Annotated in this window: 12 protein-coding genes; all 12 read left to right on the plus strand. The window is 43.5% G+C overall.

The genetic code is table 11. The features are described from left to right. The first annotated feature begins 2 nt into the window (after positions 1-2). The 12 genes from B3E00_RS01925 (at position 3) to B3E00_RS01980 (ending at position 24,565) form a co-directional block, all read left to right on the plus strand. The gene (locus B3E00_RS01925; protein WP_293936518.1) at positions 3-2,780 is read left to right on the plus strand and encodes a glycoside hydrolase family 2 protein; all 2,778 of its coding nucleotides are present in this window, start codon (positions 3-5) and stop codon (positions 2,778-2,780) included. Next, positions 2,780-5,521, plus strand: coding sequence for an alpha-L-rhamnosidase (locus B3E00_RS01930; RefSeq protein ID WP_293936521.1), 2,742 nt, complete (start codon positions 2,780-2,782; stop codon positions 5,519-5,521). Before B3E00_RS01925 ends, B3E00_RS01930 begins: the two co-directional genes overlap by 1 nt. A gap of 40 nt (positions 5,522-5,561) precedes the next feature. After that, positions 5,562-6,710, plus strand: a complete 1,149-nt coding sequence (locus B3E00_RS01935) for a sialidase family protein (RefSeq protein WP_293883883.1) — start codon at positions 5,562-5,564, stop codon at positions 6,708-6,710. After that, the gene (locus tag B3E00_RS01940) at positions 6,691-8,103 is read left to right on the plus strand and encodes an acetylxylan esterase (RefSeq protein WP_293936523.1); all 1,413 of its coding nucleotides are present in this window, start codon (positions 6,691-6,693) and stop codon (positions 8,101-8,103) included. The genes B3E00_RS01935 and B3E00_RS01940 overlap by 20 nt, the downstream gene beginning before the upstream one ends. Beyond that, positions 8,100-8,981: a sugar phosphate isomerase/epimerase family protein gene (locus tag B3E00_RS01945; protein WP_293936526.1), complete on the plus strand. Its 882-nt coding sequence runs from the start codon at positions 8,100-8,102 to the stop codon at positions 8,979-8,981. Before B3E00_RS01940 ends, B3E00_RS01945 begins: the two co-directional genes overlap by 4 nt. Further along, a complete protein-coding gene (locus B3E00_RS01950; protein WP_293936529.1) occupies positions 8,978-10,441 on the plus strand; it encodes a glycoside hydrolase family 28 protein in 1,464 nt (487 codons plus the stop codon). The genes B3E00_RS01945 and B3E00_RS01950 overlap by 4 nt, the downstream gene beginning before the upstream one ends. 39 nt (positions 10,442-10,480) lie before the next feature. Then, positions 10,481-13,219 (plus strand): family 78 glycoside hydrolase catalytic domain, encoded by a 2,739-nt coding sequence (locus B3E00_RS01955; RefSeq protein WP_293936531.1) that lies wholly within the window; start codon positions 10,481-10,483, stop codon positions 13,217-13,219. 105 nt (positions 13,220-13,324) lie between these two features. After that, complete coding sequence (locus B3E00_RS01960; RefSeq protein WP_293936534.1) at positions 13,325-14,440, plus strand: glycosylase; 1,116 nt, start codon at positions 13,325-13,327, stop codon at positions 14,438-14,440. Positions 14,441-14,594: 154 nt separating this feature from the next. Beyond that, positions 14,595-16,991, plus strand: a complete 2,397-nt coding sequence (locus B3E00_RS01965) for a glycoside hydrolase family 2 TIM barrel-domain containing protein (RefSeq protein WP_293936536.1) — start codon at positions 14,595-14,597, stop codon at positions 16,989-16,991. 88 nt (positions 16,992-17,079) lie between these two features. Then, positions 17,080-20,196: a SusC/RagA family TonB-linked outer membrane protein gene (locus B3E00_RS01970; RefSeq protein WP_293936538.1), complete on the plus strand. Its 3,117-nt coding sequence runs from the start codon at positions 17,080-17,082 to the stop codon at positions 20,194-20,196. A gap of 12 nt (positions 20,197-20,208) precedes the next feature. Continuing rightward, on the plus strand, positions 20,209-21,987 hold the full coding sequence (locus B3E00_RS01975; RefSeq protein WP_293936541.1) for a RagB/SusD family nutrient uptake outer membrane protein: 1,779 nt from the start codon (positions 20,209-20,211) through the stop codon (positions 21,985-21,987). Positions 21,988-22,054: 67 nt separating this feature from the next. Further along, positions 22,055-24,565: an L-rhamnose mutarotase gene (locus tag B3E00_RS01980; protein WP_293936544.1), complete on the plus strand. Its 2,511-nt coding sequence runs from the start codon at positions 22,055-22,057 to the stop codon at positions 24,563-24,565.

Here is a 24,565-nt window from a genome sequence, read left to right on the forward strand (position 1 = left end):
TCATGAACTTGAAAACAAAAATAGCGTTATCCTTACTTTTTTTTGGGACTATGGGATTGCAGGTATCTGCCCAAAAAACAGCGAGCCAATACCTCTCTGGAACGGGAAAGGATGATGGTGTGTTATGGGATTTTTATGTGACCGAAGGCTTGAACGCTGGGAAATGGACTAAAATACCAGTTCCCTCCAACTGGGAACAACAGGGTTTTGGGAAATATAATTACGGTTTCAATAAAGAGGCTGATAAAGGCAAAGAGGTCGGTCACTATAAATATAGATTTAAAGTACCCGATGCATGGAAAGATAAGCAGGTTCGGATAGTTTTTGAAGGTTCGATGACCGATACCGAAGTCAAGATCAATGGCAAGCTGGCTGGCGCTATCCATCAAGGATCATATTATGTTTTCAAATACGATATTACAAAACTAGTGAAATTTGGGGAAGAAAATCTATTGGAGGTCCATGTTGCTAAGCATTCGGCAAACAAGTCAGTGAATGCGGCGGAACGGGAAGGTGACTTCTGGATTTTCGGCGGCATTTTTAGACCGGTCTATTTGGAGGCCCTGCCCCAGCATCATATTGAACGTGTTTCATTGGACGCAAAGGCCGATGGTACATTCCGGGCAAAAATAGCGACAGCGGGAGAAGCGGACGAAATTACGGTTCAACTGCTTGATGCAAAAGGAAAGAAATTTGGAAAACAGCTGAAAGCAAAGCTGTCAGACAAAAACAATTGGCTCGAGGGAAAATTTTCAGCTCCGCAATTATGGTCTGCCGAATTTCCGAACTTATATACAGCGCAATTTACCTTGTCGAAAAATGGTAAGGTACAGCACCAGCTGGAGCAAAAATTTGGTTTTCGGACTATAGAAGTCAAAGAACGTGATGGCGTTTATGTCAATGGCGTAAAGGTCCGATTCAAAGGGGTCAATCGGCATGCGTTCGTTCCGGAATCCGGACGGACGACGAGTAAAGAAGTTAGCATTGCCGATGTGAAGCTCATGAAGGAAATGAATATGAACGCTGTTCGGATGGCCCATTATCCACCAGACAATCATTTTCTGGCTGTCTGTGATTCATTAGGTTTATATGTCATGAACGAGATAGCGGGCTGGCACGGACACTACGATAAGGAAGTCGGTACTAAATTATTACGGGAGATGATGGTCGTATCTGAAAATAATCCTTCCGTTGTTTTCTGGGCAAATGGGAATGAAGGTGGACATAATCCAGATTTTGATCCCATCTTCGCAGAAGAGGATATTCAAAAACGTGCTGTGATTTATCCTTGGGCCGTACATGATGGTTTTGAAACAACCCATTACCGGGAATATAACTATGGTATTGGTACCTATGATCATGGGCACAATATCATTATGCCGACGGAGTTTTTGCATGGCATGTACGATGGCGGGCATGGTGCCGGATTGGAGGATTATTGGAAAGCGATGCTTGCCAATCCCCTTGCTGCGGGTGGTTTTCTTTGGGATTTTCGTGATCAGGGAATCGTCAGGACGGATAAAGGCGGTATTATAGATACTGATGGAAATCGTGGTCCGGATGGTATTATTGGCCCACATGGCGAAAAAGAAGGAAGCTTCTTTACGATAAAAGAGGTATGGAGTCCTATTTTCTTTGAAAAGCGGGAAATGACCAAGGGATTTGATGGGGCATTCCATATTGAAAATAGATACGCATTTACCAATGTTAACCAGTGTACCTTTTCGTACGAACTCAAAAAGTTGGGCGGTTATGATGAGGTTAAGGAAACAAAAAAAGGAACGATTGTCGCTCCCAATATCCGCCCCGGTGATAAAGGGATTTTAAAAGTTGATTTCCCTACAGGTTGGGAGGACTTTGATGTCTTATATATTACCGCAAAAGATGTGTATCAACAGGAACTCTTCACCTGGAGCTTTCCGATTACATTGCCGAATCAGGTGGCAAGTAGCCTCCTGAAACCAAATGGAACAGGGGATATTGCCGTACAGGAGACCGCGAATGCCTATTTGGTGAAAGCGAATGGTATTAGCTATCAGATCAATAAGACAAGCGGATTGCTGGAGCAGGTTCAAAATGCCAAAGGAGTAATTCCTTTCAAAAACGGACCGGTTTTGCAGGAAGCGGCGACAAATTATAAGAATTTCAAATTGGACCGTGAGGATGGAAAGGTGATTATCGCATCTACTTTTGATAAAAAAGATAGTTACAATACCTTGCGTTGGGAAATCCTTGCTTCGGGACAGTTGAAAATGCATGTTCAATATTTTCCTGAAAGTTATTTTACACGTTTTGTCGGAGTGAATTTCGATTTTCCAGAAGATCAAATCGAAGGTGTTGAATATCGGGGAATGGGCCCTTATCGGGTTTGGAAAAACCGGATGAAAGGGAATCAGTTTGGCGTGTGGAAAAAGAAGTACAATAACACCGCAACGGGCGAATCGCCATTCGAATATCCCGAATTTAAAGGGTACCATGCCAATATGTATTGGACCAAATTTATCGGAAAGGATCAAAGTTTCCGCGTGTTTACCGATCGGGAGGATGTGTTTCTGCGTTTATATACGCCAAAAGAACAGCAAGATACCCAATGGAAAAACATGGAACCTACTTTTCCGAAAGGCGATATTTCTTTTATGAATGGTATTTCAGCCATCGGCACGAAAACACAAAAGCCAGAAACGACCGGGCCGATGGGTATGAAGCACGTCTACTATGATTTTGAGAAGGAGCCAGCTCGGGCTTTGCATATGGTACTTTATTTTGATTTTGAAAACTAATGAAAGCTAATACTCTTGCATCCTTTTTATCCATGTTCTTGTCGATCTTGTGGCATCAGGCTACAGCGCAGATCACTGTTGCAAACCTGCGGACTGAATTACGTTCGAATCCGATCGGTATAGATGTCATTGCTCCAAGACTGAGCTGGCAATTGCAGGGCAGTGAGCGGTCTATCCGACAAGAAGCCTATCAGGTACTTGTCGCTTCCTCACAAGAAAAACTGGATCAGAATATCGGCGATTTTTGGGATTCTGGGAAACAGGTTTCGAATAATTCCACGTATGTTATTTATGCAGGCAGCGCTCTGCAGAGCCGCATGGAAGTGTTCTGGAAAGTAAAAGTGTATACGAATAAGGGTGAAAGTAGCTGGTCTGAGCCGGCTGGTTGGACTATGGGACTGCTGCATTACAAAGATTGGACAGGACGCTGGATTGGTTTTGATCAGTATTTCCCATCAGACAATGAAAAGACTGGTCAATTGGCTGCCCGTTATTTCAGAAAGGAATTTACAACAACCAAACAGATTAAGCAGGCTACAGCCTATGTGATGGGGCTAGGACTTTATGAATTATATATTGACGGCAAGAAGATAGGTGATCAAGTACTGGCTCCAGTGCCTACGGATTATACCAAGAACATTAAGTATAATGTTTTGGATGTAACAAAATCACTTTCGGCAGGTAAGCATGCGATCGGGGTGATCTTGGGAAATGGACGGTTTTATGCCATGCGTCAAGCAAAACCTTATAAAGTAAAAACCTTTGGATTCCCAAAATTGCAAATGCAGCTTATGCTGACTTATACGGATGGCTCTACAGAGGTCATTAAGACCGATGATTCGTGGAAAGGAACGACCGAAGGACCCATAACGGCAAATAACGAATATGATGGTGAGGATTATGATGCCAGAAAAGAACTAACGGGCTGGGCAAATCCAGGTTTTAACGATAAAACATGGTTGAAGGCTGCTTTTGTGCAAGAGTCCGGTGGCAATTACGAAGCGCAGTCGGAAGGTATGAAGGTGATGCAAGATATTGCACCAATTTCGATCGTCAAAAAGTCCGAAGGAAAATACATCCTTGATTTTGGACAAAATTTCTCGGGTTGGGTAAAGATGAAGGTGTCCGGTAGGCGTGGAACAGCAGTGACACTGCGTTTTGCAGAATCTTTGACGGAAGAAGGTGAATTATTTACGACCAATTTACGTGACGCGAAAGCAACGGACCATTATGTATTAAAAGGTGGCGGAAAGGAAACCTGGGAGCCGCGATTTACCTATCATGGATTTCGTTATGTCGAAGTCAGCGGCTATCCGGGTATAGCTTCAAAAAGTAATTTTGTTGGCCGCTTTGTCTACGACGATATACCCAATGCGGGAACTTTTGTGTCTTCCAACACACTCATCAATCAGATCCATCAGAATGCATGGTGGGGGATTGCTTCAAACTACAAAGGTATACCGGTAGATTGTCCACAACGCAATGAGCGTCAGCCCTGGTTGGGTGATCGTCCAGTGAGTGCATACGGTGAGAACTTTCTCTTTGATAACGCTAATTTTTATACTAAATGGCTCGAAGATATTCGGCTGTCCCAAAAGGAGGATGGCGCATTACCGGATGTTGCACCAGCATTTTGGCGCTACTATAGTGATAATATCAGCTGGCCTGGAACTTACCTATTGATCGCCGATATGCTTTATCAGCAGGCTGGCGATCTGCGAATCTTGAAAAAACATTATCCGGCCATGAAAAAATGGATGGATTATATGCAGTTACGTTATACAGGAACGGATGGTATTATTACCAAGGATAGTTATGGTGATTGGTGCTTCCCACCGGTAACCATTGAAGCTGGAAGAGGTAAGATTGCCGATAAAAAATATCCGAGTGCATTGATCGCAACTTCCTATTACTATCATTTGTTGCAGACGATGGCCCGATTTAGCATCCTCGTCGGCAATGGACAAGATCAGGCTAACTTTTTGGATCGCGCAGCGAAGATGAAAGTAGCATTTAATGCTGCGTTCTATCACGAAGCAGGATATTATGGTGGCAATTCATTGACTGATAATATATTGGCGTTATCTTTCGGCTTAGTCGAAGATACGAACAAAGAAAAGCTTAGCAACCGGATCGTGGAGATTGTGGAAAAAGAAAATCACGGGCACCTGAGTACAGGACTTATCGGAACACAATGGATTATGCGCACGCTGACCAAAATCGGCCGTGTGGATCTTGCCTATAAAATTGCAACCAATAAGACCTATCCTTCCTGGGGTTATATGGTCGAAAATGGGGCCACAACAATTTGGGAGTTGTGGAATGGCAATACAGCCCATCCCAAGATGAATTCACAAAATCATGTGATGATGTTGGGCGATCTCTTGGTATGGCTCTATGAGGATTTGGCGGGCATCAAATCAAAAGAGCATGCCTTTCAGACTGTTGTCATGAAACCGCAGGTCGTAGCAGGATTGGATCATGTGGATGCAAGCTATAAAAGTGTTTATGGAACCATTCAATCCAATTGGAGCAAAAGCAAATCGACTTTCGAATGGAAGATTTCTATTCCGGCCAATACCAGAGCAGAGATCTATCTGCCTACGACAGAACTGTCCACGATCCTGGAAAATAATCAAAAAATAAAAAACGATAAAGATATTCAGATCCTACGACAGGAAAAATCAGGTGTTTGGCTCGCAATAGGATCAGGAGATTACCAATTCAAAATTAAACTATAAGCAGTATTTAGTATACATGTATAATATTAAAAATACATTTATGAAGATAAAAATTAAATTAGCAACAGCCCTATTGTTTTTATATTCCTTGTGTTCTTACGGACAAAATCCGACATTAAAAGAATGGCAAAAAGGCGTAATAAAAGATGAGTTTATTTATGATACAGCATCTTTTCCGTCCTGCCATTCTGCTACGATGGCAGAGACGGATCAAGGCCTGGTATATGCCTTTTTTGGTGGAACGAAAGAACGTCATCCCGATGTGGAAATCTATGTGAGTAGACTTGAAAACGGTAACTGGTTAGCGCCAGTGTCGGCAGCGGATGGTGTACAGCCAGACGGCAAGCGCTTGCCAACCTGGAACCCAGTTTTATATCAAATACCCAACGGAGATCTCTTGCTATTCTATAAAATTGGACCCAAGCCATCGGAATGGTGGGGGATGCTCAAACGGTCCAAAGATGGCGGTAAGACTTGGTCTGCTGCCGAGAAGTTGCCCGAGGGCTTTATTGGACCGGTGAAAAATAAGCCTGTTCTTTTGCAAAATGGCACCTTGCTGAGTCCTTCCAGTACAGAAGGAAATGGCTGGAATGTACATTTTGAGGCGAGTTCGGATTTTGGTAAGACTTGGCGTAAAATAGGCCCTATCGCCCGTGGTGCAGATAATCTGGATGCCATACAACCGAGCATACTTGACCACGGAAATGGTCGGTTGCAAATATTGGCGCGCACACGCAACCGTGCGGTCGTAACATCTTGGTCTAAGGACTGGGGCGAACATTGGACCCCACTGGAAAAAACGGCGCTCCCAAACAATAATTCGGGGACGGATGCCGTAACGCTAAAAGACGGACGGCATGTGTTGGTGTATAACCACGTGCTTCCGGAAGGTAACTTAGCCAAAGGGGCACGTACACCATTGAATGTTGCTTTTTCCAAAGATGGCAAGCAGTGGCAGGCCGCACTTATACTTGAGGATTCGCCAATCAGTCAGTATTCTTATCCCGCAGTGATTCAAACCAAAGATGGGCTATTGCATTTTGGCTATACCTGGCGTAGAAAGAAAATGAAACATGTCGTCGTAGATCCGAAGAAAGTGAAATTAATCCCGATTGAGGATGGCATCTGGCCAACAAAAAAAGGATATAAAAAACCAGACCCTAATGCATATGTCAAAGAAGAAGATTAAGCTTGTTTTCACCGCATGTCTGTTTGTGGTTTCGCTTGTTGTCAAGGGGCAGGACAGCTTACTCAATTATGAGCATAAATTTAAGCAACCCCTGGAAAAAGTGCTTGCCTTGATGCAAAAACGGTATCAGGTCAAGATCAAATATGATCCACGTAATGTCAAAGACATTATGGTGGACTACGCACCCTGGAAGTTTAGGGCAGATCTTGTGGGCACAGAAGTCAATTTGCTGTATCCCTTGGGTTTTAAACTGCAGGAGGAAGCCAAGCCCAATATCTATAAATTAAAATCATACGAGTATTACCGCTGGAAACCACAGGAAGGTTGGGACTTTCTAAACTTACTGTCCAAAAAATATACGGATCAGGCAAGTTGGGAAAAGAGAAAAGATCAATTGCGTGTTGCGGTGAGACAAGCGATGTACTGGGATAAGCTGAAAAGTATACCGAATCAACCGATCCGATTGGGCAAGGCACGTCGCTATGCGGATTACCAAGTTGAGAATTTTGCCTTAGAAATTATCCCGGGAGTATATATCAATGGTAGTATCTATTCGCCGCTCAAGCAAAAGAAAAATATCCCTGTGATGTTATCTCCTGATGGCCATTGGCCAAATCAGCGGTATCGTTCGGATGCGCAAAAGAGATTTATCACCTTAGCTCGACTAGGATGTATGGCAGTAAGCTATGACCTATTTGCCTGGGGAGAATCCCTATTGCAGTTTGCTTCGACAGATCATCGCAGCAGCGAAGCCATGTTGATGCAGACCTGGGGAGCAGCACGAATTATGGAATATGTAATGAGCTTGCCTAATGTCGATCGAAGCCGAATAGGAATCAGTGGCGGATCGGGTGGTGGTAGCCACAGTATTTTAATGGCTGCTTTAGACGATCGCTTCACGTTGGTCGCTCCTGTCGTTGCAATGTCTTCTTATTTCTTTGGTGGATGTCCCTGTGAAAGTGGAATCCCCGTACATTTTGTCTGCGGTGGGACCAATAATGTTGAACTGGCTGCGATGACAGCGCCCAAACCACAACTGATCATCTCCGATGGACAGGATTGGACGAAGGAGACCGCTATTAACGATTTTCCATATCTGCAGCATATCTATGGTTATTATGGTCAGCAAAATCAGGTGCAACACGCACATTTTCCCGAAGAAGGTCATGATTTTGGCTACAACAAAAGGCAGGCACTCTACAAATTCCTACTGGATCATTTTCATTTAGATCAGACTAAAGCTGCCGATATCATCGTGGAAACCGGTATTCAGATCGAGCCGGAGGAGTTATTATACAGTTTTGGAAAGAAGGGGGAAAACTTACCAAAGAACGCGATTCGTGGGATGGAACAGTTGAAAGCATTGTTAAAATCATATCAGATTGATCTATGATGAACCGAAAAAAATTTATACGCGATACCTTGGCTTTAATTGCCGTAGCAGCCCTGCCTTCTGCTGTCTTTGCTGCACCTAAGCGACGTTACAACGTCGCCGTAATTGATCTGATGATCTTAAAGCGGCAAAAGCTAAGTGCCTTTGACCTGGCAAAAGAAATAGGAGCAGACGGGTTGGAGGTAGATATGGGCGGACTGGGCAACCGGATTACTTTTGATAGTAAGTTGGGCGATCTAGCACAACGGAAGGCTTTTCTTGACAAAGCAAAGGAAACCGGAATAACGATCTGTTCGTTGGCCATGACCGGCTTTTATGCACAGTCTTTTGCTACGCGGCCGACTTATCAGCAGATGGTAGGGGATTGTTTGGAAGCTTGCCAGAATATGGGGGTTAAAGTCGCTTTCTTGCCTTTGGGCGTGACGTGCGACTTGGTTAAATATCCCGAACTGCGACCTGCTATTGTGGAGCGTCTTCGTATAGTAGGTGAGATGGCAAAAAAAGCCGGTGTGATCATCGGGATTGAAACAGCATTGGATGCAAAAGCTGAGGTTGATCTTTTAAAGGAAATTGGGTCCAAACATATACAGATCTATTTTAATTTTTCCAATCCGTTGAAAGAAGGGCGTGATCTGATTCAGGAGCTGACTATTTTAGGAAAGAAGCGGATCTGTCAGATTCATTGTACGGATGAAGATGGTGTATGGCTCGAAAATAACAAACGACTGCATATGCCTTTGGTAAAACGAACCTTGGACCGTATGGGCTGGCGCGGTTGGCTCGTGATCGAGCGATCCCGTGACGCTAATCTATCACCACGTGCCGTCAAAGAAAATTTTGGTGCAAATACACGCTACGTAAAACAGGTGTTTCAATGAAATTAAACTGGATAATATCGCTTGTAGTGGTAGTAATGGGCATGCAGGGATGTCGAAGTCTTTCGGTTAAAAAGCAACTGGATAAGACCCTGTTACGTGCCGATCAGGTAGGAGCGGGAGAGATGCCTCTTGAGCCAGAGAAGATACAATCCCCTTTTACGGCATGGAAGGTCCAGCGGCCGACATTTCCGATGCGACATGATACTGCAGGGCCTGCTGAAAATATACAGGCTAAGCTCGATCAGCTTGCGGCACAGGGGGGAGGTACGTTAGTACTGAAAGGACATCACTATACAGGACGGATTACGCTAAAGTCCCATATTAATCTAAAATTGGGTGAAGGTTCCGTTTTGGAATTTAAGCATGAAATCAATGATTTTCTGCCTGTGGTGTTTACACGGAACGAAGGAGTAGAATTATATAGCTTGGGGGCTTGTATTTATGCCAATGGGGCAGAAAACATTGCCATCACGGGATCAGGTAGAATTATTGGCCCCGGTGAAGGCAGCGTCCGGAATAAAACCATGACGCATGACGTCATTGAAAATATTGTCGATAGTGATACGCCTGTTGAGCAGCGGATCTACGATGGAAAGACCGCAGATTTCATCTTCCCACCGGCACTCATAGCGCCTATTAACTGCAAAAGTGTCTGGATTGAAGGTGTATCGCTCGAGCGTACTGCTTTTTGGAATATCGTGCCCACTTATTGTGAGGATGTCGTGATCCGTGGAGTTCGCATCCATTCTATGGGTATACCACGTGGGGATGGGATCGATATTGAATCATGCAACCGCGTGCTTGTGGAGTACTGCACCCTAAATACTGGAGACGATTGTATTGCCGTGAAAGCAGGACGTGGGGTCGACGGACTACGGGTGAATAGACCTTCGGAAAATATAGTTGTCCGCTATTGCTTTTCCGAAAAAGGTCATGGTGGATTTACGATCGGTAGTGAGACTGCCGGCATGGCCAAGCAGGTGTATGTCCATGATTGTGTGTTTGGAAAAACCAATGTTGGCATCCGTTTTAAGACCAGAAGGCCACGCGGTGGTGGCGGATCTGATATTCACTTTGAGCGTATCCGGATGCAGGAGGTGGAATCAGCTTTACGCTGGGATATGCTTGGACAAGCCCAACATGTGGGCAATCAGGCTAGCCGTGATTTCGAAGTTCAAAAGAACGCTCTGACACCACGTTTCTCGGATATCCAAATAAAGGATATATATATTGATGCGGCTAAAAATTGTATTAAGATCGAAGGTATTCCAGAGTCTGTTTTGGAAAACGTATCTATTGATCGTGTTTTTGGACGCGGAGACCGGTATCTGTCGATTAAAGATGCTAAAAATATCAAGATTAAAAATAGTGTTTTTGTGTGTAAAGATACCAGTATCTCAACAACCAATGTTTTGGGGCTGATACAAGATCGCGTACGTGTCATCACGGAATCGCCCTAATAGTTGGTTATGAATACAGTCGGGGAAAAAAGAAAAAGAATGAAGAATATTGTAAAACAGGGAATCGTTTTAGGAAGCATTTTCCTGTTATTGCTAGCTATGCCCCTAGTGGGTATGGCTAAGTTATCAGTAACGCGTGTTTTGATAGAAGGACGCGAAAACCCATTGGGTATAAATACATTAAAACCTTCATTTAGCTGGCAATTGCACAGCGATAGATTTGATGTGCAACAACAGGCTTATCGTATCGAGGTCAGTAAAAGCACTCGTTTTGCAAAGCAGGATTTGCTTTGGGATTCCCAATGGGTAGCGGCAGAGCAATCCCTAAATTTGTTATACCAGGGAAATCCTTTAGCTACGGGTACAAGTTATTACATCAGAATACACGTTCGTGATAATAAAAAGGAGACAGCAACAAGCGCCGTACAACGATTTCATACGGGATTGCTGAATGCAGAAGATTGGGGCAATGCCCGATGGATTGCTAAAGATATATTACCGGATTCGTTGATCAACCCGCTACCGCTAAGCTCCAGCAAGCTCCGCCTGGATAAAAGTTATGACCTTCCGGTTTTCCGGAAATCAGTTCAGGTGAAAAAGAAGATCAGTTCTTCGATTGCTTATGTGGCAGGCCTGGGACATTACGAGTTGCTATTGAATGGCAAGCGGGTAGATGATGCAGTGCTACAGCCGGGGTGGACAAAATATGACAAAGAAGCCTATTATGTGATTTATGATCTTACCCAAGCCTGGCAACAGGGAAAGAATACAATTGCTGCCCTATTAGGAAATGGGTTTTATTATATTCCACCAATTAAAGGCCGATTTCAAAAACATAAAGTTGCTTTTGGTCTGCCAAAGCTCAAACTTAAGATCGTCAATACCTATACGGACGGGACGCAAGAAATCATCGTTAGTGATGCAGGCTGGAAAACACACCGGTCACCCATTACTTTTTCCAGCATGTATGGGGGCGAGGATTACGATGCACGGATTTTACCTGATCATTGGTCAGCCCCTGTTTACGATGACAGGAACTGGCAGCAAGCGCGCATAACGGATGGACCACATCTACGGGCTCAGGATATTGATCCGGTAAAAATTATGCAACGCTTCGCACCTGTTGGATTTCAGCAGGCTGATGGGGGAAAACGGATCACCTATGATTTTGGACAGAATGCGTCGGGCATTGTCACTATGCAAATGACCGGACAAGCGGGAGATACCGTACGGGTGTATCCGGCCGAATTGTTGACGGCGGATGGACGCCCCAGTCAAAAGCATTCAGGAAGCCCTTATTATTATCAATATATTTTTGCAAAAGATGGGACGGTATCCTGGCAGCCACGTTTTACGTATTATGGATTTCGCTATGCTGAAGTTCAGTTGCATCCTGCCGGCAGCAAAGCGGTTCGGATGGATGCGATACAGTTGGCCCATATCCGGAATAGTACAGCGCAGGTAGGAAGCTTTCAAAGCTCCGATACGCTATTTAATCAGATCCATGGATTGATCAATTGGGCTATTAAGAGTAATATGGTCAGTGTCTTTACCGATTGTCCACACCGCGAAAAATTGGGCTGGCTGGAGCAGCTACATTTAATGGGGCCGTCGGTACAATTTAACTTTGATGCTGAACGCCTGTTTGCCAAGTCGCTGCGGGATATGCGGCAATCTCAGACAAACGATGGTCTAGTTCCTGAAATAGCGCCCGAATATGTGCAGTTTGACTGGGGCGGCGATATGTTCAGGGACTCACCCGAGTGGGGAAGCAGCTCGATTATCTTGGGCTGGTATGCCTATCGCTGGTATGGAAACAAGTCTTTTCTTGCCGATAATTATGCCATGATGACCCGTTATATCGATTATTTGGGTACAAAAGCGAAGGGACACATTTTAACACAGGGTTTGGGTGACTGGTATGATTTGGGACCGGAGCGTCCCGGTGTTTCCCAGCTGACTACTCCCGGGATTACGGCTACGGCAATCTATTACTATGACTTGAAACTCATGGTAGACATCGCTATGCTACTTGGACAAAAAGAAGATGCCGAAAAATTTGAAACGTTACGGCAGGCCGTTTTCAGTGCCTTCAATCAACAATTTTATCGACCTCAGGAACATAGCTATGGCTCCGGTAGTCAGACAGCGTTGGCCATGCCACTGTATGTTGGACTGGTACCTCAGGAGGCCCAACAGGCGGTTTTTGAAAAACTAACAACAACGGTTTGCCAAAATGATACGGCGTTGACGGCGGGAGATATCGGTCATCGTTACCTGCTACAGGTGTTACACTCCAACAACCGTGATGATCTGATTTATGCCATGCACCATCGTGATGACCGGCCCGGATATGGTTATCAGCTGCGAAAAGGTGCCACGGCACTGACCGAGTCTTGGGCGGGTCTTCCAAACGTCTCCAATAATCATTTTATGCTTGGCCACCTGATGGAGTGGTTTCATACCGGCTTGGGCGGAATACAGCAAGATGCAGGATCGACCGCATTTAAACACTTTCGAATCGAGCCCAAAATGATGGATGCACTGAAAGACTGTGAGATAAGTTTTAGAAGTCCATATGGAAAAATTTATTTTAACCGAGAACAATCTAAAGGAAATTATCAAGTAGAGATACCTGTCAATAGCCAATGTACATTGGTTTTGCCAAAGGGAACTTATCAGGTCAATGGAAAGGCCATGGAGGCCCAAACTGTCAATGTAAAAGAAGACCATGTTGAATTCAAATTGGGCTCAGGAAAATATACAATTACTCAATGAAAGCTGATATCGTGATTATTTTAGCCAGTTATAAACCCATTGAAATACCATTAGACAACAACGTAAATAGTTCAGATTGTACTAACGAAGAAAAAGAGTAGACAGATGAAAAGATTAATGCTATTGCTATCCATTGCTTTGGCCGGTCCTAAATTAAAGGCTCAAACTCCGGCAGTTTCCAGTGCGGAAATGACAAAAATTTATGAAGAAGTAAAGACCCCCTATAAGTATGGACTTGTTTTAGTACCTGCGCATAAAGGTGAATTGATGGATTGTCCGACCATTTATAAGGAGGGGAAATATTGGTATATGACCTACATTGTGTTTGATGGAAGTGGTTATGAGACCTGGCTGGCGCAGAGCTCGGATCTTTTGAACTGGAAGACCTTGGGGAAACAACTCTCCGTGGCACCAGATGGCAGCTGGGATGCTAAGCAGCGAGCAGGATATAATGCCTTGGTGGATACAAAATGGGGCGGGAAGTATAAGCTCAACAGCTACGCTGGAAAATACTGGATGTCCTATTTCGGTGGTTCCACACCTGGTTACGAACCTGAGCCGCTGGCGATTGGGATGGCTTATACAACTAAAAAACCAACACAACCTGTGGAATGGCAACGGTTGTCCAAGCCCGTGTTGACCAGTACGGATCCGGATGTTTCCTGGTGGGAAAATCGGCATAAGCTATTCAAAAGCTATGTGATTGAAGATACTGATAAACAGACGGGCCATCGCTTCGTCATGTATTACAATGCCGTAGGCGATTCATTACCCAATAATAAAGCAACACGATGGTATGAACGTATTGGTATGGCTGTGTCAGATGATCTGGAAAACTGGAAGAGGTTCCAGCCGAACCCTGTGGTTCACCATCCGGTAGGAATTACGGGAGACCCTATGATTCAGCGGATCCACAATACTTGGGTCATGTTTTATTTTGGCGCTTTCTGGAAAGACCGTAAAGGGGCATTCAATCGATTTGCGGCATCCAAGGATCTAATCCACTGGACAGATTGGGATGGTGCAAATCTGATTGAATCAAGTGAAAGTTTTGATCAGCAATATGCGCACAAATCATTTGTATTGAAAGCGGAGGGTGTTGTTTATCATTTTTATTGTGCAGTGGACGGCAAAGGTAACCGCGGTATCGCCTTGGCAACTTCGAAAGATTTAGGTACAAGTACGGTGCGTTTTAAAGACTTAAGCCATGAGCAAGAATAGCCCCTCAGGCCTAGGTCACTTTTCAAAAAACTATTCCTAATGGATAAACCCGAGGGAAGTTTAAATACCTCCATATAGACTAACGAATAAAGACGCAAGCACGAAGCCATCATTGACTGCAATGAAAGCAGTGCTTATAAATAACCATTTACTTATGAATTTATATTATTTTATTTCTATTCTCTTTTTATTTCAACTTCAGCTTGTATACGGACAAGGACGTTCAAAAATCAGCTTTAATGACAATTGGAATTTTACGTTGCAGGATCAGCTGGGCTATCGCTTGAACGACGGAGATGCCCAAGCTTGGGAATCGGTTGAATTGCCTCATGATTGGAGTATCAAAGCTGATTTTGATGCTAGTTACCCAGCAGGTAATGCAGGAGGAGCATTGCCTGGCGGAATTGGCTGGTATAGTAAGGAGTTTAAGTTGCCGACCGCAGATCAGGGTAAAAATATACAGTTGTACTTTGGCGGAGTTTACCGTTATGCAGAAATATGGATTAATGGTGTTTATTTTGGGAAAAAGCCCAATGGTTACCTCTCTTTTACACTGGACCTGACTCCGCATATTAAATTTGGAAATCAACCCAATCGCATTGCTATTCGTGTGGACAATAGTAAACAGCCAAACTCCCGGTGGTATTCAGGTTCCGGAATCTACCGTGATGTTTATCTCCTAAAAAGCAGCGAAGTACACCTCGACGAACAAGAAACTTTTATCACTACGCCGGAAATACAGGGTGTATTGGGACAGCTTAAAGTGCGTTCTAAATTGAATAAGTTGGCGCGACCTAAAGGCGTTGCAGGGAATAAATATCAAATTACTGTATGGGATCCCAAAGGAAATATACTGTTAAAAAAGACAGGGGTTGAGAAAGATGGATATATTGATGCATCACTTCAAGTGGAAAAGCCACAATTGTGGAGCCTAGCGTCGCCAAATTTATATCGTGTGCAACTCACTCTTTTAACTAAAAATAATACAGTCGAAGATCAAATTGAAAAGAGAATCGGATTCCGGACAATTCGCTTTGATGCGAAAACTGGCTTCTACTTAAACGGCGAGGCCTTGAAAATTTTAGGAGTATGTATGCATCATGATTTGGGTGCTTTAGGAGCCGCTTTTAATAAGTCTGCTGCGAAAAGACAGCTTGTCATGATGAAAGAAATGGGTGCAAATGCCATTCGAACTGCACACAATCCACCCGCAGACGAGTTACTTGATCTCTGCGACGAAATGGGAATTTTGGTTTACAATGAAGCATTTGACATGTGGAAAAAGCGAAAAAATAAGTTCGACTACCACATTGACTTTCCTACGGAACACCTTAAGGATATTGAAACATGGGTGCGTCGAGATCGTAATCATGCTTCGGTTATTCTATGGAGCATCGGAAATGAAATCCGGGAGCAATTTGACTCCACGGGTATTGCCTTAACGCAAGAAATGGCCAAATTGGTAAAATCTTTGGATCCAACACGCCCCGTTACAGCCGCCTTGACCGAAAATAATTATGTAAAGAACTTTATCGCACAGGCAGAGGCTTTGGATGTACTGGGCTTCAACTACAAACATGAAGATTATGATAAATTACCTGTAGAATTTAAAAATATACCGCTGTTGGCATCAGAAACTGTTTCTGCCTTACAGACTAGAGGGGTGTATGACAAATTGCAAGATACGATTCAGCTGTGGCCAGCATCATCAAAGGACAAATATGTCGCCAATGGTAATCCTGATTTTACGGTTTCGGCCTATGATAATGTTGCTGCCTATTGGGGTACAAGCCATGAGAAAGCCTGGCTAGCGGTTAAGAACCGTCCTTTTTTGGCGGGAACATTTGTCTGGACCGGCTTCGATTATCTTGGGGAGCCTGTTCCTTACCCTTATCCTGCAAGAAGCTCTTATTATGGTATTGTTGATCTTGCTGGTATTCCCAAAGATGTGTACTACATGTATCAGTCTGAATGGACAAACCAGGATGTCCTCCATCTTTTACCGCATTGGAATTGGAAAGCTGGCGATAGTGTAGATGTATGGGCCTATTATAATAAGGCTGATGATGTCGAACTATTTCTCAATGGCAAGAGTCTGGGAACTTCAGCTAAAACCGGAGATCGTCTGCACGCCAGCTGGAAGGTGCCTTTTGAAAAGGGGGAATTGAAAGTCGTTAAAAAACGAGATGGTAAAGTTGTTCAGGAAACAAGTATGCGTACAGCGGGAGATGCTAATAGGGTAAAAGTCTCCTTAGAACATGAAAAATATGCCACAGGGGAATCCCGTGATCTATACTTTGTCACAGCAGAACTGGTGGATCAGGAAGGAAACTCCGTCTTGCTAAATGATCAGGAAATTGAGTTCATTGTAAAGGGGGATGCGAAAGTTCTGGGAACAGACAATGGATTTCAGGCCGATCTAAGGGGATTGCATCGTCCCAACAGAAAAACATTTAAAGGGAAAGCATTAGGAATTATTCAAAAAATAGCTGATACGCCTTGCACTGTAATAATCCGTTCGGCTTTGGGAGACCAACAAATTATGATCTAAGCACAGCTAAATATTTTTCACGAATGAACAGCTAAATTGACAGTAAAATAATAACCATATTAAACAAATTAAATCTAATAACTCAACTATGAACAAAAACAAGATTAATCTCGGAAAAATGACATTGGGGGCCCCTGCTTCCGGTTCAAAGTATCCGATGTTAATGCTCTTTTGCAGCAGTTTTATACTCGGAAGTCCATTGATTTCCAATGCTGCGTTACATGCCACTACGATTTATAAAGTCACGGTAGATCAGGAAAAAGAAATAAAAGGTAGAGTTACGGATGAGCAGGGAAATCCTATTGTTGGCGCTACTGTAACAGTGGTCAACTCGACGCAGTCTACCTCTTCCAACGCGATGGGAGAATTTACACTTAAAATAACAGGGGATAGTGGCACCATCAAAATCACTTCGATGGGCTATTCGGAAAATTTATTAACAGTAAGAGTTGGGAATAGTGCCAATGTTGTATTAAGAAAAGATGAACAAGCACTGGAGGAAGTCGTTGTCATCGGTTATGGAACGGCCAAACGTCGGGATCTAACCGGCGCCGTAGCTTCCGTTAAATCCGAAGAGATTATGATGACGCCAACAGCCAATGTGATGGACGCCCTTCAGGGAAAGGTCTCCGGCCTAGATATCACTAAATCATCCGGACGTGCAGGAGCCAATGTCGGTGCGAGCCTACGGGGCAATAGGTCTTTCAGTGGTGATAATAATCCGCTCTATATTATTGATGGTATTCCAGGGGATTTTACGAGTTTAAATCCCAGTGATATCGAATCCATAGACATTCTGAAAGATGCCTCGTCGACGGCAATCTATGGTTCAGCGGGTTCAAATGGTGTAATTATTATTACGACAAAACAGGGCAAAGCCGGTAAAGCGATTGTGAATTTTGATTCCTATTTTGGGTATAATGGATTCCCCAAATATCCCCATGGATTGCTGGGAGACGATTATATGAAACTTAAAAGGGAAGCCTATCGGGGTGAGCATGGTAACTATCCGGAATTTGCCAATAATATTTTTAAAAATCCTGCACAGCTAGAGGCTTATGAAAATGGCAAATGGGTAGACTGGATGGACCTGATTTTAAAAGACGGAATCCAACAAAACTATAGCTTTTCAGTGAACGGGGGGAATGAAAAAACAAAAGCTTTTTTGTCGCTCAACTATAACGATGAAGAAGGCCTTATCAAAAATGATAATAGTAAAAAGTACGCAGTAAGAGCAAATATTGATCATAAACTCTCTGACCTGTTTAAAGTAGGTACGAATTTACAGTATACGTATAAGGATAATAACCAGGCTGCACAAAATGTATTCGGTAACAGTTTGACCTTTTTGCCTTTAGGTGATGCTTTTGATGCCGACGGTAATATCAATCATATTCCAGTGGACGGAGTCACCAACCCTTTATCCGATCAGATTAAGGATCAGTATAAAAATAATATCCTGAATAATTATTTTGCGGGCAATGCCTATCTTGATTTTACGCCGGTCAAAGGATTTTCCTTTCGTTCAATTTTTGGTGCGACGATTGGCTCTCAACGGACGGGAAGATATTTTGGCTCGCAGTCAATTGCAAATCCGGAGGCTGGATTCAAATTGCCTGCAGCTGTTATCATCAATGACAGAAATTACAACTACCGTTGGGAAAATATCCTGAATTATGAATTTAACCTACGTGAAGATCATCATTTTGCGCTTACTGGAGTCACATCATGGTCAAAAAACCAAGCAGAGCAGGCCTATGCGGGCGGATCGGGATTCGACCTTGACTCCTATTCTTTCCACAACCTGAGTGCGGCCACAACGTCTGTAATCCGCTCTTCTTATATTGGTTCACAGTCAATGTCTTATGTAGGTCGGATCAACTATAACTATCAAGGCCGGTACCTGCTATCCATTTCCAGCCGTTGGGATGGTGTTTCTCGATTATCCGAAGGCAACAAATGGGATGTATTTCCAGCAGGAGCTTTTGCCTGGCGTGTGAGCGACGAGCAGTTCTTTGCGCCATTGAAAAGCAAAATATCGGAGTTAAAGCTACGCGCTGGTTATGGTATCACCGGTAATTCTGGTGGTGTAGGGGCTTACGGTACGCAAGCAGGGGGATATAATGCACCTAAACCGGTAGGTTTTGGTGAAAGTACGCTCGGCCCGGCCTTTATTCTGAATCAACAACTGGCGAATAGGGACCTGGGCTGGGAGAAGTCGTATACGACCAATATTGGGCTCGATGCGCAATTTTTGAACCAACGAGCCAACCTGACCATTGATTGGTATAATACTGAAACGAAGGATCTACTCTTTCTGAGAGATATGCCAGCTTCATTGGGCGGCTCCTGGGGTGCCCCTTTCAAGATGTGGCAGAATATTGGTGCAACAAACAATAGGGGCTTTGAACTCGCATTAAATACAAAAAATATTCAGGGAGATCGTTTTATCTGGAATTCAACATTGACTTTTGCGGCGAATAAAGAACGTGTGACCTCACTACCGGGGGGAAAAGACCTGATTTCAAATAACCTATTTCTAAATCAGCCGATCAGAACCTTTTTTGATTATCAATACCTCGGTATCTGGCAGGAAAGTGAAGCGGAGCAGGCAGCCTTATTCAATTCCAAACCCGGTGATATCAAGTTATCCACCGATGGTACGGTCAACGAAGATGGTAAGCATGCCTATGGAGCGAAAGATAAACGTATTTTGGGATCTGCGGTTCCGAAATGGACCGGTGGATTTCAGAATAACTTCAAGTATCAAAACTGGGACCTTTCGGTCTTTTTAACAGCAAGATGGGGACAGATGCTGTCCAATAATTTGATCACACGTTATGATCCAACAACCGGTGTCGGAAATAGCCCCGACGATATCGATTATTGGACACCAGAAAATCCAGGCGCTTATTTGCCAAGGCCAGGATTACATTCCTCGACCAGTGGCTATATCGGGTTTGATGCGTTGAAATACGTAGATGGATCCTATTTCAAGATTCGAAATATCACCTTGGGCTATAGTTTGCCGAAATCATTTATTAAGCGGCTTTCCATGGATCGTTTCCGTTTTTATGCAACCGCTAACAATCCGTTCATCTTTACGAAAAGCAACTTGTTAAAGTATCAGGATCCCGAATCCAACGGTTCGGATAATTTTCCGTTGACCAAGCAGTTTGTTGTCGGATTGAATGTTACTTTTTAATGCCAATATGTTATGAAAATCAACTATTTTAATATACTGTTATGTGCTGGCCTTTTTATAAATTCCTGTGGTCTTGATGAATATAATCCCTCAGGGGTCACTGTGGATAAAGTCGCAGAAAATAAGGCCGGTTTCGATAAACTAATCAATAGCTGTTATTTTGATTTGCCACGTTATTTCTACGGGCGAAACTTCTTACTTGTTACCGAAGGAGGAACAGATTTATGGACTTCCGATCTCAATTCAAATAACAACCAAAATTATTTAAAATATGCTTCCGGTGGCTCCATGTCCATAGACATGGCTAAGGATTACTGGAATGGTGCTTATGATGCCATCAATTACTGCAACATTGTCATCGGTAGGGTAGATCAGGTCAAAGATTTTTCTAGTGAGCAGGAAAAACTGGAAAAAGTTGCCCAAGCTTATTTTTTAAGAGGATTGTATTATTTCCATTTGGTCGAACAGTTTGGTCCTTGTCCGCTCAATCTCACGGAGACAACTACAGCCAATACTGCCGCCATACGTACACCTGTGTTGGAAATTTATGAAAAATGTATCCTGCCCGATCTGAGATTTGCGGCAGAGCACTTGCCTGTAGGACCTACAGAAGCCGGGCGACCAAGTCAGAAAGCTGCATTGGGTCTATTGGCAAAGGTTTGTTTGCAGACAAAAGAATATAATACCAATCAGTACCTGGAGGAAGCTTTGCAGACGGCAAAAAAATTGATTGATAATCAAGCGAGTTATAATGTGCGTTTGTATGCCTCCTTTATAGACAATTTTAATGCGGTAAATAATAAGAAAAACGCCGAAGCACTTTACCAGATTCCTTATTCTCAGGAGTATGGGTCCACCAACGTATACGATCACAACAATGATTTTAAACGGTTCTATTGTACGCCGACAACATTTGGAGCGATACAGTCCGCTGGATTTCAAACCGAAATTGGGCGGTGGTCCGGAGGAACATTTATGCCGACTAAATACCTGCTTGATGTATTTAAAAATGATGATAATACCTTAGATCCAAGATATGCGATTTCTTTCCAGACGCAGTGGCTTTCCAATGCTGATTACAATTGGAGCAGGGATGCTATTGTGCAGTTCGATCGTGATGCAAATACTGTCGCTGTCGGAACCAATCTCCCGAAAGGAGCTCTAGCGCTTAAAGTTGCCCGTGAGGGAGAGACTGGTTATGCCGAAGAAAAAAAGATACAATTTCAAAAAAAATATATTTGGCTAGACCTAGAAGATCTATACGGTGCTGACCACAAAGTGAAAATGAAATATACACGGATAAATCAGCAGCCTGGACAGGTGGACAACCCATTTATTAGTTTCTATCCATCTTTGGTAAAATTTAATTCAGGTTCGTTAATCAGTCCCAAGGCTAACAATTTTACCAGCGACGCTTATGCTACTGTTATGCGTCTGGGAGAGGTGTATCTCATTGCTGCCGAAGCTTCCTTTCACTTGAACGGTGCAAATGGAACAGCCGCTAACTACATCAATGTACTACGCGACCGGGTCGGGGCCAAGCAGATTACTGCTGGAGATATCACTGCCCAGTTTATACTTGATGAGCGTGCTCGTGAACTGTGCGGCGAGTATACACGTTGGTATGACCTGAAACGCTTGGGCAAATTGAACCGGTCTTATTTGATGGCGGTCAATCCTGATGTCGGACAATATTTTAAGGATGGTGTACACGGCCTTCGGCCAATTCCGCAGGGACAGATGGACGCCATTAGCAACCCCGGCGAATTTCTTCAGAACAATGGCTATTGATAGCATTGTTCTGAGGCCATAAGCCAAGGTGAAACGAAGTAGTATGATATTTTAAAATTATTTACAGATGAAGCAGACAATTCTCATAGGGGTCTTTATATTTTTTTCGCTAGCTGCATTCTCAGCTCAGGGAGGAGAGATCTATGTGGGTAAACAAAGCAAGAAGGAACAACGGGATGGCACCCGGGGAGCTCCATTTTCATGTTTGGAGGATGCCCTGCGTGAGGCTAAGGAATGGCGACGATTAAACGATCCGCGTATGCATCATGGCATCACAATCTGGATTCAAGACGGACAATATGTGCCTTCCCAAACAATTTTTATCCGACCTGAAGATAGTGGGACTGCCCAAAGTCCCACATGGATAAAATCAGTGGGCAGAGAAGCTATATTGTCCGGAGGGGTTACTATTGAAGGTTGGCAGCCCGTAAAAAATGACAAGCGATTGGATCCTGCTATTGCCAAATATGTTATGGTGGCAAATGCACCCCAGGTCGGTGGCAAATACCTTTCTTTCCGCCAATTGTGGGTTGGCTCACGTAAGGCGATTCGTGCAGAAAGTCATGATGATGCCCATTTGCCACGGATTATTAATTGGGATTTTAAGCAGCAGGCTGCTATTATTCCTAACGTATTTCCTGAAAAATTTCACTATAAAGCCGGAATGGAATTTTTTATCCATCAATGGTGGGCAATAGCACAGCTTCGCATTCGTGAGACGATTGTTACTAGAGATAGTATCACACTATTTTTTCATGAACCGGAAGGGAAAATTCAGAACGAACATCCTTGGCCAAAGCCATGGCTATCCAAAGAACATGGCAACTCTGCTTTTCGCTTAGTGAATGCGCTTGAATTCTTGGATCAACCTGGAGAATGGTATTTAGATGAAGAAAATCATCAGGTATATTATTACAAAAGACCTGATGAAAATTTAGACCAGTTAGATGTTGTGGCTCCTTACCTGGAGACAATTCTGACAATGCAAGGTACATTAGAGACGCCTGTTAGCCATGTGTATATCGAAGGGTTGAAATTTCAGCATAGTGCCTGGTTAAGACCTCATTATTACGGTCATGTTGCTTTACAGGCAGGTATGTATTTTTTGGATGCGTATAAATTAGCTAAGCCGGGGACTGTTGATAAAGCTGGGCTGGAAAATCAGGCTTGGTTGGGTCGGCCGCAAGCTGCGGTTCTACTTAGTCATACCGCGTTTACGAAAATTTCTGCCTGCCGTTTTGCTCATTTGGCCGCGACAGGCATAGACTATCGGGCGGGCAATTTAAAAGATAGTTTAAATGGAAATCTATTTCAGGATATTGGCGGATCCGGAATATTGCTCGGTCAGTTCTCAGACGAACAAATGGAAGCACATTTGCCTTTTCAGCCCAACAACGAGCGTATCTTGACCGATGGTGTTGTCATCAGCAACAATCTAATCCAAGATATTGGAAATGAGGATTGGGGAACGGTGGGGATTGGCGCCGGATTTGTCCGCAATGTAGCTATTACGAACAATGAATTGCTGGATCTTCCGTACACAGGAATTAGCTTGGGCTGGGGCTGGACACCTACAGTCAATGCCATGCGAAATAATCGTGTTTTAAAAAATAAGATCACACGTTATGGTAAATACATGTATGATGTAGCTGGTATTTACACCTTATCGGCACAACCCGGAACAAAAATTCAGGAAAATTATATCGATAGCATCTATGTGTCACCTTATGCGCATATTCCTGAGCATTGGTTTTATCTCTATACCGATGAGGGTTCTGCCTATATGAATGTGAGTAACAACTGGTTCCCATCTAATAAAATATTGCAAAATGCCAATGGGCCGAGTGTTGAGTGGATAAAAAATGGCCCCGATGCGGATGCCTGGGTCAAAGACGAAGCAGGCATCGGTCTGCGTTATACCTATTTGTTGTCTGAAAAACGATCAATTCCTAAAAATGCATCTTTCAACGCCTATATTCCTTTTACCAAACCTGTTTTTTTCCAGATCTATGATCCGCAACAGAAATTGACAACACAAGCAATCAAAGGATTTTTGGCAAAAGAAGGAGTGGGTGCTGAACAGATATATCGATGGAACGATTACACGCTCGTCATGACCAGTGATGAGATTGGTAAAAAATTAGCGAGTGCGTGGATTGCTCATTATCCTGAGGTTGAATACAAATTGTTTACCGATCTGTTCTACGACTTTGACCGAAGCCGCTGTGCTGGTAAAAAAGAGATTGATACCGATTTTGTGCTACTGACCGCCCAATTGATCGATGATAAGAAAGAACAGGAGGCCTATTACAACGCACATAAAACACAATTTAAAGAATGGCCCGAGGTTGCGGCAGGTTTCTGTAACGCTGGATTTGACGAAGTGCTCGTCTATCGCAATGGGCGTCAGCTGATGTTATATATTTCTTTTCCAAAAGGACAGGATTTTAAAACAATTGATCTGTTGACAACCAAGGATAATCCACGAGTTGTGGAGTGGAACAAACTCATGAGTTCCTATCAGGAAGGTATTCCCGGAACACGAAAAAATGAAACATGGATTTTTTATAAACAGTAA

This window comes from Sphingobacterium sp. UBA5996 (genome assembly GCF_002429765.1).
Classification (GTDB): Bacteria; Bacteroidota; Bacteroidia; order Sphingobacteriales; family Sphingobacteriaceae; genus Sphingobacterium.